The organism is Arthrobacter sp. R4, assembly GCF_051365025.1.
GTDB lineage: Bacteria > Actinomycetota > Actinomycetes > Actinomycetales > Micrococcaceae > Arthrobacter.
Genome location: NZ_JBLWIJ010000008.1, coordinates 98989 through 111397, shown reverse-complemented (window position 1 = coordinate 111397; position 12409 = coordinate 98989). Strand labels below are relative to the sequence as shown.

The following is a 12409-nucleotide window of genomic DNA, read 5'->3' as shown; positions in this document are numbered from 1 at the left end:
TCTGTCCTTTCGTGAAGTTCCTGGTTGTTACTTACTGAATCCGGCGGTCAGGCCGCTGAGCAACTGACGGCGGCCCACCACGTAGAGCACGAGGATTGGGAGGGTGCTGAGCACCACCGAGGCAAGCACGGCCGGAATGTTGACGCTGTATTCCCCTTGGAAGGTCCACAGACCCAGGGGAAGGACGCGCAAGCCGGGGCTCTGGGTAAGGATCAGCGGCAGCAGGAATCCGTTCCATACATGCAGGCCGTTGTAGATGGCGACAGTCACGATCGCAGGGCGGGTCAGCGGCAAGGCCAGGCGCCACATGGTCTGCCATTCACTGCAGCCGTCCAGCCGCATGGACTCGAACAGTTCGTTCGGCACATCACGGATGAAGTTGGACAGGATCAGGACCGTCAACGGGATAGCGAAGGCGATGGAGGGGAGCATGAGCGCCAGCAGGCTGTCGTACAGGTTCAGCCGGATGATCATCAGGTAGATCGGGATGATCGTTGCCTGCAGCGGTATGGCCAGTCCCATCAGGAACATGCCGTTGACCATCTTCAGGAACCTGCCCTTGCCCCGGACAATGGCAAATGCGGCCATGAACGAGACAAGCACCGTGGGGATGACGGCACCGAGTGTGACGATGGTGCTGTTCATGAAGTACTTGGCGAAGTCTTTCTCAAGGACCAGTTGGTAGTTCTCCAGGGTTGGCTCTGTGGGAAGGGCCAGCGGATTCTGGCCGAAGTAGCCTGCCTGCGTCTTCAGGCTGGTGATCACTACGTAGTAAACCGGAATGATGATGATGGCCAGCCAGAACCAGCCGCCCAGGCCAGCAGGGACGTTGAGCCGCCTCATCCGGGAACCGAACCCCCGCTTGACGGCGGACGGGTTGGCCCGGGAACCGGCGGGAGTTTCCTCCGCGCTGCTTTTCAGTACAGTGCTCACCCTACATACCTTCCAATTGGCTGCCCTGCTTGTCCTTGCCTCCAAGGCGCTGGAGGAACAGGGCGAGTGCAAGGCCGATGAGTACGAGAATGACGGCGATGACGCTGGCAGGACCCATAAGGTTGGCCCGGAACCCCCGCAGGTACATGTCCAGGGCCAGGATCCGGGTGGAGTTGCCCGGGCCGCCGCCAGTCAGGACGAAGATCAGGTCGAAATACGTCAGGGACCCCACCACCATCAGGGTGGACGAGGTGATGATGGTGTACTTCAACTGGGGGAGGGTGATGTGGAAGAACTGCTTGATAATCCCCGCCCCGTCGATCTCCGCTGCTTCGTACAGTGACTTGGGAATCTGCCGCACTCCACCCTGGTAGATGAGCGTATGGAACGGCACGAACTGCCACGCAATCACAAAGATCACCAGCCCCAGTGCCAGATGCGGGACTCCCAGCCAGTCCTGGGCCAGGAACGGCAGCCCCAGGCCTGTGGCCAGGCCGAAATTCGGGTCCAGCAGGGCCTTGAAGGCGATCGCGACGGCGGCCGACGAGAGCAGCAGCGGCAAAAAATACAGCACCGCCAGGGCGGCCCGGTAGCGCTGGCTTCCAGCGGTGAAGACCCCCAAAAGGAGGCTGATGGGCGTCTGCACCAACCACGACGCGATCATGATCAGGAAAGTCAGTCCGAGGGAGCTGTACAGCCCCGGGTCCGCAAGCACCGAGAACCAATTGCCCAGCCCCGCCGAACCGATGGCACCGATGCCGTCCCAACTGGCGAAACTCAGGATAAGGACACCGGCCAGCGGGACGACGGCGAAGACCAGGAAGAAGACCAGGGCAGGAATTGCCAGCCACGCGAGGGCCGTATTTCGCTGTCCGCTTTGCCCAGCGTCAGTTCTGGCGTTGGCCCTGGTCCCACGGGCGGTGGAGACGGCGTTACTCATTTCCCGAGGGTGGCATTCATGTTCTCAGCGAACTGCTGGGGCGTGATCGACTTGAGGAACAGCTGGTCGATGTTGTTCAGCAGGGCTTCGGCGGCGGTGGGGCTCAGGGCCTGGTCCCACGACTGCTGGAAGTTCGGCGCGTTCTTGGCCAGATCGTAGACGAAATTCAGGAAATCCTTGTCGGCCGACGTGTTGAGCTTGTCTTCGATGCCGTTGACAATCGGAACGGATCCGGAATTGATGTAGGTATCGATGACCGTCTCGGTCAGGATGCCGTCCTTGAAGAACTTCTTCGCCGATTCCTTTTCCTTGTCTGTGGCCTTGGAGGAGATCGACATGTACTGCGCTGGGTTCCCCACACCGTTCTTAGGGTCGCCCTTGCCGCCGGCAACGGTCGGGAACTGGACGAAGCCCAGCTTCCCGTCCTGGACGAAGTTCTGGCCGCCCTTCTTCATGGCGCCATAGGTCCACGAACCATGCAGCATCATGGCTGCCTTGCCCGTGAACAGAAGCGCCTGGTCAGCATTGGAGTCAGCGGCGATGGAGGAGAAGCCCTTGATGAAGCCGTCTGCCGAGACGAGCTCCTGGATCTTTGTGCCCGTCTCGATCACGGCCGGATCCTTCCAGGCATTGGGCTTTCCTTCGAAGATTGCCTTGAATACCTCGGCGCCGCCGATTCGGTCGAGCAGGTATTCAAGCCACATCATGGAGGTCCAGCGTGACTGCCCACCAAGGGAGAACGGCGCCACCCCCATGCCATTGAAGGTCTTCACCAGGGACATGACGTCATCCCAGGTCTTTGGCGGCTGGACGCCGGCCTTCGCGAACAGTTCCTTGTTGTAGAACAGGACGATCGGCGCGACGTACTGGTTGGGCAGCGCGTAGATTTTCCCATTGACGGTAGCTGCACCGAAGGACGCCGGGAAGAACTTCTTCTTCAGGTCAGGATTCTCTTCAAACCAGCCGGTCAGATCGTCTACCTGGTTGGCCTCGGCATAGGTTTTCAGCGTCCCGCCGCCCCAGCCGTAGATGATGGTGGGTGCCTGGCCGGCGCCGATCGCGGTTTTGATCTTGGTTTTGTAGGCATCGTTTTGGAAGTAGGTCACCGCGATTTTGTCGTTGGCGTTGGCCGAACTAAAGGTGTCCACCGCCTTCTGCATCGTGGTCTGGTTCGGTTCGCCGGACAGGTACCACATGCTGGCACCGCCTCCGCCGTTGCTGGAGGTCCCCGGTCCTGACGTTCCACAGGCAGTCGCCGCCATGGCAGCAAAGGGAGTTAGGGCAGCAAGGGCGAGGAAAGAGCGCCGGGAGGACTGGGGTTGCTTCATTGCTTCTCCATCTGAAAGTGCTTCTTTGAGCCATCCGACGGGCGTGGGCCGCCTGATGTGTTTCGAAATATTTCGGACCGGTGATTTAGGTCACGGTCTAAACTAAGTCCATGAAAGCCGCGCCGTCAAGAGGTTTCGGAAAGTTTCGTACGATCTGTGCAAGTACGCTTGACCCTGACAGCGACGTTCTGAAGAATGCAATTACCGAAACTATCGAAAGGTTGCGAACCTCATGGCACACAAGACGCGCCAGGCTAAACCGACGCTGGCCACCGTGGCGCGGCAGGCCGGGGTCTCAACACCTACAGTCTCGAAAGTCGTGAACGGCCGTGAGGACGTTGCGCCGGCCACACGCGCCCGTATCTTGGCCGCGCTGGAACAGGCCGGGTACCAGTCGCCACTGCAGCGACGTGCAGCCGGAGAGACCGGCACGGTCGTTGAGGTGGTCATCGACGTGCTCGATTCCGCCTACATGGTTGAGGTTCTCAATGGCGTACTGGAGTTTGCTGCGGGTGCCGACGTCGAGATTCTGGTAAGCGTCACCGGCGCGGCGCCGATGGGCCAGCGCAGCCCCGAACGTCGCGCACAGCGCATGCTGGACGAGGGCAGGGCGGGAATGATCGTGGTGACGTCCGCTTTCAGCGAGGCCCAGCTGCATGCGTTCCGGCGCCGGCATATTCCCGTCGTCGTGATTGATCCGCTCAATGCGCCCTCGGCCGACGTGGTCAGCGTAGGAGCGACCAATTGGGCCGGTGGCAAAGCAGCGACAGAACATCTGCTGGAGTTGGGGCATCGCCGCATCGCCTACATAGGCGGCATCGAGGGGGCTGAATGCAACCAGGCGCGCCTCCACGGCTACATGGCCGCGCTAATGGCGAGGGGCGTGCCCATTGATCCCCAGTACATAATTTCCGGGGGTAGGTTCCGAAGGGAGAGCGGCATAACGGGGCTCAGGGCGCTGCTCAAGCTGGACCATCGCCCCACGGCAATCTTTGCCGGAAGCGACAGCATTGCGCTGGGTGTCATCAGCGAAGCAGGCCACCACGCCATAAATATTCCTGAGGACCTCAGCCTTGTGGGCTTCGACGGAACAAAGCAAGGCGAGGAATCCACACCGGCGCTGACATCAGTTGCCCAGCCACTGGAGGAAATGGGGCGCGCAGCGCTGCGCGCCCTGCTCCGCCAGGCCCGCGGGGAAGTCCCGGATTCCCACCGCGTCGAACTGGCTACCCATGTAATCGTCCGCGATTCAACGGCACCACCCCCGGCCTGAGCGCCCCGCACCAAGCCACAGGAGGGGAGCCGTCAGTGGATCAGGAGCCCGGGGTCCCTAACGGGCAGTTGATCCGTCACTGCTGAAGCTGGGGCGGGCAACCGGCTCATCAAACACGGGCTCTCCGCTGGTGAGGTCTACGTCGGACTCCCGAATCGCATATTTCATGGCCGCTTCTGCCGCTTGGGGGTCGCCCGCTTCGACCGCATCGAGCACCCGCCGATGGTCCGGGACCGGATCGAGCCAGGCCGCGCCGGGATGGTGCTGGATCCTGTTTCGGGCATTAAGGGCGTGCACAATGACCACGTCAAGACGCATCATCAGTTCGTTATGCGTCGCCCGCAGCAGGTGGAGGTGGAAGTCCTGGTCCGCCGCGGCGAGCCGTTCGACGTCCTGCCCCGCCATCTCGAACTCGGCGAACGATCGCCTCAGCGCCTCAATATCTTCCGGCTTCCGATACTGTGCAGCCAGCTTGGCCGCGGCCGGTTCAATGACGTCCCGCAACTGCGAAAGCTCCGCCAGGAGACGGTCATCGTCTCGCCGCGCGGAGCGCCGCCACATAATGACGTCGCTGTCCAGCAGCTTCCAAGCCTTGCGGTCGTTCACGATCGTTCCGCGCTTTGGCCAGGAGTCGATAAGCCCCTTCTCGCGAATGACGCGCAAGGCCTCCCGGATAGCAGTTTTGCTGACTCCGAACTCGGGCTCGAGGGAGTCGACGTCGATCCGGGTTCCCGGGGGGTAGTCGCCCCGGACGATGCGGAGCCCAAGCATGTCAACGAGGCCCGAGTGCAGATTGGTCATGTAGACAACTTTACCCCGCTTCCCGTTCACTATTGCCTTTATACCTATTATTAGTAATATAAGTATTGATGTGGCGAAGCTCACCACACGATCGCTTACGAAGGAGTAGCTATGTCATCACGCCTATCCCGCCGCTCGAGAACAATTTCGATCCTTGCCGTCCTGGCAGCGGGCGCCACGGCACTCGCTGGATGTTCGCCGGCGTCCAACGGCTCGTCGGCCAGCCCGGAGCCTGCAACCATTACCTTTGCGGCTTCGACGCTCGGCGACCCGGGCCGTGGGCCCGGCCTGCAGAAGCTGATTGATGAGTACAACGCCAGCCAGGACACCGTCACGGTCGAACCGGCGTCAGTGCCATACCCCAGTTTCGGCCAAACCGTACTGACACAGATGGGCGGCGGTGAAGGTCCGGACCTGGTCCGCTTCGACATGCCGGAATTCTCGACGGCAGCGTCCTCCGGCCTGCTCGAGCCCCTCGACGACAAGATCGACGCGGAAAAGTTGAACCTCATTCCCGGCCCGGACAAGTACCTGACCGTCGATGATCACCGATACGGCGTGGTCTTCGAGAATTCGAACTACGGCATGTTCTACAACAAGGACCTCATCCCCGAAGCCCCAAAGACATTCGAGGAGTTTGTCCAGACGGCCAAAGACACCACCAAGGGCGATGTCTACGGTCTCGCCTTCCGGCAAACCCAGGCGGAAGAGGCCGGCGTCTGGCAGGACATCTTCAACTACGTCCTTGGCTTTGGGGGTGACTGGTCAGACGGCGAAAAGCTCACCCTCGACTCGCCGAAGGTGATTGATGGCCTGGAAGCGTACAAGCAGCTCTACGACGCGAACGTCATCCCGAAGGGCGCCGACGCCGCTACGTTCCGCAAAATGTTTGCCAACGGCAAGGTCGGAATGGAACTCAACAACGGCGGCTACGTGACGGCCACCAAGTCTGCCAACGCGAACCTCAACTTCAGTGTGGCCCGCATTCCGTTCCCGGAAAAGAAGCAGGGGGCGTTGCTGGCTCCAATCACCGTCAATGCCAACAGCAAGCACAAGGATGCGGCGCTTGACTTCATCAACTGGATGCTCCAGCCCGCACAGCAGGTCAAACTCCAGGAAGTGCTCGGCGCCAGCAGCGTGGCAACGCCGACAGAGCGCAGCGCCGAAAGCCTCCAGAAGTTCCCGTTCCTTCCGACGCTTGATGAGCTGACCGACTCGGGAGTCCCTCAGATCGTGAACGGTTTCGGTCCGCAGACTGCAGACATCCGCCACATCGTAGTAACCGAAGTGCTGACCGCACTCCAGGGCCAGCAGGATATGGCGACTGCGATGGAGAAGGCACAGAAGCAGGCGGAGGAGCTGGTCGGGCGATGACAGACCAAAGCAAGGGTCCGCGCCTTCTGGCGCGGCCCCTTGGGCCGGCTGGGACGCCGGCCCCCGACACCCGTCGCACAGGAAGCAAGCGACGCCGCAGGAGCCCGGCCGGGAGCCCTTGGACCCCGTACCTCTTTCTTGCCCCCGCAGCCCTTTACATCATCGTCTTCCAACTGGTCCCGCTCCTGCAGGAGGTTTGGCTCAGCTTTACGAGGACCACCCTGCTCAACCCAAACAACAACATCTGGGTCGGGCTGGCGAACTACCAGTCCGTCCTGGCAGACCCCGGGTTCCGCCAGACCCTGCTCACCACGCTCATCTACGTCACGGCGTGCGTCATCGGCGCAGTGGGCCTTGGCCTGCTCGTAGCCCTCCTGCTGAACGGCCGGTTCCCTGGCCGGGCGGTCGCCCGCTCGCTGGTCACCGTGCCCTGGGCGGCACCTGGAATTGCCGTCGCACTCATTGCGACATGGATGTTCAACCCGCAGTTCGGCATCCTCACACGCCTACTTCGGGGAATAGGAATCGACCCGGGTCCCAATGGTATCCTCGACAACCCCAGGCTGGCGCTCGCGGCAATCCTTGTCACCACAATCTGGCAGCTGGTGCCGTTCGTGGCGGTCGTGCTCCTCTCGGCCCTGCAAGGCGTTCCGCAGGAGCTGGTGGAAGCCGCTCAGGTCGACGGCGCAGGACGCTGGATGATCTTCCGGGTGGTGACCTGGCAGGTTCTGAAGCCGACGATCGGTTTGGTCGCGGTATTGATGACCATCTGGTCACTGCGCCGCTTCGAGCTGATCTGGCTGATGACCCGCGGCGGACCCCTGGGCTCTACGCGCACCCTCGTGATCGACCTCTACGCCCAGGCGTTTGAATCAAAGCAGCTGGGGACGGCCGCGGCCATCGGCATGGTGGGCATTGTCATCTCCCTGATCGTCATCGCCGGCAGTCGATTCGTCGCCCGCGCGGCCGCCAAGGAGGCATAATGCGCCGCATACGTTTGGGAGTGACGGCCCGTACCCTCGCCGTTCTCTTCGTCCTCGGGATTTCAATTTTCCCCATCTACTGGATGTTTGTGACCGCTCTGGCCCCTGACGAGGCGCTTTTCGGGTCATCATCAATAAACCTGCTTCCCGACTTCTCCCGCTTCGGCGTCTTCGCAGATGCACTGGCGGACGGCCAGGTGGTCGGCTGGCTGCTCAACAGCTTCATCGTTGCAGCCGGGACAACTGTCCTGTCCATCGGACTGGGCATCCCCCTCGGCTATGCCCTGTCGAGGTTCACTTTCCGCGGCAAGGCGGTAGTTGGGCTGGCGCTGCTGTTCACGCAGATGCTCCCCGAGGCGCTGCTGGTTGTTCCGTTGTTTGCTATCTTCCGGCGATTCGACCTGCTGAACTCGCTGCACGGGCTGATCCTGGCCGACACCGCATTCACACTGCCCGTGGTGGCACTGATTCTCAAGGGGGCCATAGACGGCGTTCCCCGCGAGCTGGACGAGGCCGCGAGGGTCGACGGCAGCCGTCCGCCCACCGTCCTCGCCCGCATCATCCTGCCACTGATAGCCCCGGCGATAGCCGCCGCCGCAGTGATCGCCTTCTTCAGTGCCTGGAACGAGTACGTCTTCGCGGTCACCTTCGTGTTCGACAAGTCCCTGCAGCCGGCCTCAGTCGGTGTCGCCGGGTTCATCGGTGAGCAGGACACCTCTATCCAGACCATCATGGCCGTCGGCCTCCTGTTCACGCTGCCGGCCGTCGCCTTCTATCTGTTCGCACAACGATATGTCGTCAGCGGGATGACCGCGGGCGCTGTTAAAGGATGATCCACGAATGAAAATCACCAACCTCGACACCGTCGTTGTCGACTTCTACCGGACGAACCTCATCTTCGTCCGGCTCAGCACCGACGAGGGACTCACCGGCATCGCCGAGGCAACCCTCGAAGGCCAGGAACACGCGGTCCGCGGCGCCGTCGCCGTGCTCGCCGACGCGGTCCGCGGCAAGGACCCCACCCGGATCTCCCAAACCATTTACGAGCTCAACCGCGATGCCTACTGGCGTGGAGGGCCCGTCTCGATGACAGCGCTCAGCGCCCTCGAAATGGCGATGTGGGACGTCTCTGCCCGCGCGCTTGGCGTCCCTGTCCACCGCATGCTGGGTGGACAGGTCCGCGACAGAGTCCGGGCCTATGCCAACGGCTGGTTCTCCGGAGCCAAAACGGCTGAGGACTTCGCCGAGGCCGCCGTCCAGACGGTCGCCCAAGGCTTCCGCGGACTCAAGTGGGATCCATTCGAAGCCGCTGACCTCACCCTCGAACCGCGAGATCTGCGGCGCATGCTCGAGCCCGTCGCCGCTGTCCGCGAGGCAGTGGGGGACGACGTGGAGCTGTTCATTGAAGGACACGGCCGGTTCGATGTCCCGACAGCCATTCGGGTCGCACGCGAAATCGAGCAGTTCCAGCCGGTGTTTTTCGAAGAACCATGCCCGCCGGATGGGATCGATGCGCTCCTGGAGATACGCTCCAAATCGCCGGTACCCATCGCTGCCGGGGAACGCTGGTTCGGACGCAACACCTTCGTCCCCGCCCTCTCACGGAACGCGGTGGACTACATCCAGCCCGATGTCACGCACGCCGGCGGGCTCCTGGAGCTGTCGTTCATCTCTACGCTCGCAGCGGCCCATTACATTCCGTTCGCACCGCACAACCCGAGCGGACCACTCAGTACCGCGGCCACCCTGCAGTTGGGCGCGATGCTGCCCAATTTCCGCTACCTGGAAATCATGGCCTCGGACGTGCCGTGGCGCAGCGAGATCTCCAACGAGCGCCTCCAGCTGACCGGGGAGGGTGACATCCTCATCCCCGAAGGCATCGGCCTGGGCATCGAACTCGACTTCGAAGCGATCGCCGAACACCCGTACACGCCGCACCCGATGCGAATCTTCCATGATGCCGTCGCGGACATCCGCCCTCCGGATGCCCGCTCCTACTTCAACCTTGAGCGCACACCGGCCATCTGAGCAACGGGAGAACCCCCGGAAGGAACAAGCGATGACCACATCACGCGATGAGACACAGAACCGTATCGTCACCGCCCACAGCGCCTATGAGCAGGCCAGAGACCTCGCGCCGCAAGTACGCGCCCGCTGGCTGGAAGAGGTCGCCTCCGCGTTGGAAGCCCACGCTGACGAGCTGGTCACCTTGGGACGCCAGGAAACGCACCTGGAAGAAGGACGGCTCCGCTCGGAGCTCAGGAGGTCCGTGTTTCAACTTCGGCTGTTCATGGCCGAAATCACCCAAGGTGAACACCTTGAAGCAACCATTGATCACGCCGACCCATCGTGGGGTATGGGCCCGCGACCGGACATCCGGCGACTTTCCGTGCCGCTGGGTGTGGTTGGTGTTTTTGGGGCCTCAAACTTCCCGTTTGCCTTCAGCGTCATGGGCGGCGACAGCGCATCTGCCCTGGCAGCGGGCTGCGCCGTCGTACACAAGATCCATGAAGGACATCTGCACTTAGCCGTGCGGACCGGTGCCGTAGTTCAGGAAGCGCTCGAACGGGCCGGCGCGCCCGTTGGCCTTTTTTCCACGGTCGTAGGCCGCGAGGCAGCGGAACTGCTCGTTGACCATCCACTCGTGAAGGCCATCGGATTCACCGGATCGACGGCCGGCGGGAGGGCCCTCTTCGACCGGGCCTCCCGGCGCCCTGCTCCCATCCCGTTCTACGGCGAACTGGGCAGCATCAACCCGGTCTTTGTCACCGAACGGGCATGGAGAGCCAGGCGCGAGGAGATCCTTGCCGGCTACGCCACGTCCTTCACCATGGGCATGGGCCAGTTCTGCACGAAACCAGGGCTGCTGTTCGCACCGTTCACCGACGGCGACGAAATCGCCGGGATTCTTCGCCGGGAACTGTCCTCGAAATCCGCACATTCCCTCCTCAGCCCGAAGTTGCGGGAGGGGTACGACAAAGCACTGAACACGGTCCGGGCTATCCTCGGCGTTGAAGTCCTGGTGCCCGGGGACGAATCGGAGGCACCCCGGCCCACGATCCTGCTCACGACCGCTGATGAAATCCGCCGGCGCCCGGAAATCCTCGAACGCGAGATGTTCGGCCCCGCCACATTGGTGATCGCGTACAGGCCAGGGACAGACCTGGCCTCGCTTGCCCGCCTCCTGGAGGGGCAGCTGACGGCCACGGTCCACGCGGATCCCGACGAAGATGTCACTGAGTTGGTTACGGAACTGAGGGAGCGGGCTGGTCGCCTGGTCTGGAACGCCTGGCCAACCGGGGTGACGGTAACCTATGCGCAGCACCACGGAGGCCCCTACCCCGCCACCACAGCGACCACCACATCCGTCGGAACCGCAGCGATCGGCCGCTTTATGCGTCCCGTTGCGTACGACTCCTTCCCGCCGGCGCAATTGCCCGAGCCGCTGCGGGAGGACAACCCTTGGGGCATCCGGCGGCGGGTCGACGGACTCTACGAATCAGCCACTGCAGGTGAGAACGCCAAATGATCAACATGACCTCACGGCAAATGGTTCCAACTGACTCCCAAGAAGCGGTCCTCATCGGCCGCGTCTGGGACCCCGCCTCCGGCGGTCCAAGAGTGGTCTGTGTCCGGAGCGAAGATGTTTTCGATCTGACCCCCGAAGTCCGCACGGTCGCTGAGCTCATGGACCACGAGAACCCACTGGAGCTTGTTCTCAATACGGCAGCCACCCGCCGTTGGGGCCTCGCGGAATTAACAGAGGCTTCGCTGGAACGGGACCGCAGCCGGCCCCACCTGCTGGCCCCCATTGATCTTCAGGTGGTCAAAGCCTGCGGCGTGACGTTCGTTGAGAGCATGATCGAGCGTGTCATCGAGGAGCGCTGCGGTGGCGATTTCAACCGCGCCGCGGAAGTCCGCCAGACTGTCGCCCAAGCCCTCGGCAGCAGCCTGGAGTCCGTGCGTCCAGGATCAGAGCAGGCCCGGGAGGCCAAGCGGTTGTTGGGTGCCCAAGGCATGTGGTCACAGTATTTGGAAGTCGGGCTAGGCCCCGATCCGGAGGTATTCACCAAAGCACCTGTCCTTTCCTCCGTGGGTTTTGGTGCCGACGTCGGGATTCCCAGCTTCTCCTCGTGGAACAACCCCGAACCTGAGCTCGTCCTCATCATCGACTCCGCCGGCCAAGTCCGGGGCGCAACGCTTGGTAACGACGTCAACCTGCGGGATGTGGAAGGCCGCAGCGCACTCCTTCTCGGAATGGCGAAGGACAACAACGCATCCTGCGCCATCGGCCCACTGATCCGGCTCTTCCACCAGGACTTCACACTCGAGTCCCTACGGACAGAAGAAATCACCCTCACTGTAGAAGGCCGGGACGGCTACCAGATGGAGGGGCGCAACAGCCTGGCCCGCATCAGCCGCCCCTTCGAAGAACTCATCAGGGCAGCCCGCGGAAACCATCACCAATACCCCGATGGCTTCGCCCTTTTCACAGGAACACTCTTCGCCCCCACCCAGGACCGCGACACCGAAGGCCTCGGCTTCACGCACAAGAACGGCGACATCGTCACCATCAGCAGCCCCCGGCTCGGGACGCTCGTCAACCAAACGCAGCGGACCGAGGACATAGAGCCGTGGACCTTCGGGATTGGGGCCTTGTTCAGCTATCTCTCTCAGCTGGCGACGGGCACCCCCGCAGGCGTTGCCGGCGCAGCTCCAGGGCAGCTGGATAACGCGGCCCGGTGAACGACTCGACCCGGCACGAGGGCAGCCATCC

At 62.5% G+C, this 12409-nt stretch carries 11 protein-coding genes; 7 read left to right on the top strand and 4 right to left on the bottom strand.

Features of this window, described 5'->3' with window-relative positions; all coding sequences use genetic code 11:
• Positions 1 to 27: 27 nt before the first annotated feature.
• From ACLKOZ_RS04440 to ACLKOZ_RS04430, 3 genes are read right to left on the bottom strand one after another with little or no spacing between them, the layout of a single operon-like run.
• Entirely contained in the window at positions 28 to 933 is a 906-nt protein-coding gene (locus ACLKOZ_RS04440) for a carbohydrate ABC transporter permease (RefSeq protein ID WP_337345377.1), read from the bottom strand.
• A gap of 1 nt (position 934) precedes the next feature.
• Positions 935 to 1873 (bottom strand): carbohydrate ABC transporter permease, encoded by a 939-nt coding sequence (locus ACLKOZ_RS04435; RefSeq protein ID WP_436473109.1) that lies wholly within the window; start codon positions 1871 to 1873, stop codon positions 935 to 937.
• Positions 1870 to 3201: an extracellular solute-binding protein gene (locus tag ACLKOZ_RS04430; RefSeq protein WP_436473107.1), complete on the bottom strand. Its 1332-nt coding sequence runs from the start codon at positions 3199 to 3201 to the stop codon at positions 1870 to 1872. The genes ACLKOZ_RS04435 and ACLKOZ_RS04430 overlap by 4 nt, the downstream gene beginning before the upstream one ends.
• A gap of 232 nt (positions 3202 to 3433) precedes the next feature.
• On the opposite strand from ACLKOZ_RS04430, the gene ACLKOZ_RS04425 reads away from it, so the two are divergent.
• Positions 3434 to 4474, top strand: coding sequence for a LacI family DNA-binding transcriptional regulator (locus tag ACLKOZ_RS04425; protein WP_436473105.1), 1041 nt, complete (start codon positions 3434 to 3436; stop codon positions 4472 to 4474).
• 57 nt (positions 4475 to 4531) lie between these two features.
• Here ACLKOZ_RS04425 and ACLKOZ_RS04420 read toward each other — a convergent pair whose 3' ends face one another.
• Positions 4532 to 5275, bottom strand: coding sequence for a FadR/GntR family transcriptional regulator (locus ACLKOZ_RS04420; protein WP_436473104.1), 744 nt, complete (start codon positions 5273 to 5275; stop codon positions 4532 to 4534).
• A 111-nt stretch (positions 5276 to 5386) separates the two neighbouring features.
• On the opposite strand from ACLKOZ_RS04420, the gene ACLKOZ_RS04415 reads away from it, so the two are divergent.
• The 6 genes from ACLKOZ_RS04415 to ACLKOZ_RS04390 are packed head-to-tail and all read left to right on the top strand — an operon-like array spanning position 5387 to position 12378.
• Positions 5387 to 6649 carry an ABC transporter substrate-binding protein gene (locus ACLKOZ_RS04415; RefSeq protein WP_436473102.1) on the top strand — a complete coding sequence of 421 codons (1263 nt, stop codon included), beginning with the start codon at positions 5387 to 5389 and terminating at the stop codon, positions 6647 to 6649.
• A complete protein-coding gene (locus ACLKOZ_RS04410) occupies positions 6646 to 7632 on the top strand; it encodes a carbohydrate ABC transporter permease (RefSeq protein ID WP_436473100.1) in 987 nt (328 codons plus the stop codon). Before ACLKOZ_RS04415 ends, ACLKOZ_RS04410 begins: the two co-directional genes overlap by 4 nt.
• A complete protein-coding gene (locus ACLKOZ_RS04405) occupies positions 7632 to 8465 on the top strand; it encodes a carbohydrate ABC transporter permease (RefSeq protein WP_337345370.1) in 834 nt (277 codons plus the stop codon). The genes ACLKOZ_RS04410 and ACLKOZ_RS04405 overlap by 1 nt, the downstream gene beginning before the upstream one ends.
• A gap of 7 nt (positions 8466 to 8472) precedes the next feature.
• Positions 8473 to 9660, top strand: coding sequence for a mandelate racemase/muconate lactonizing enzyme family protein (locus ACLKOZ_RS04400; protein ID WP_337350613.1), 1188 nt, complete (start codon positions 8473 to 8475; stop codon positions 9658 to 9660).
• 31 nt (positions 9661 to 9691) lie between these two features.
• Complete coding sequence (locus ACLKOZ_RS04395; RefSeq protein WP_436473097.1) at positions 9692 to 11161, top strand: aldehyde dehydrogenase (NADP(+)); 1470 nt, start codon at positions 9692 to 9694, stop codon at positions 11159 to 11161.
• 5 nt (positions 11162 to 11166) lie between these two features.
• The gene (locus ACLKOZ_RS04390) at positions 11167 to 12378 is read left to right on the top strand and encodes a fumarylacetoacetate hydrolase family protein (protein WP_436473095.1); all 1212 of its coding nucleotides are present in this window, start codon (positions 11167 to 11169) and stop codon (positions 12376 to 12378) included.
• The last annotated feature ends 31 nt before the right edge of the window (positions 12379 to 12409 follow it).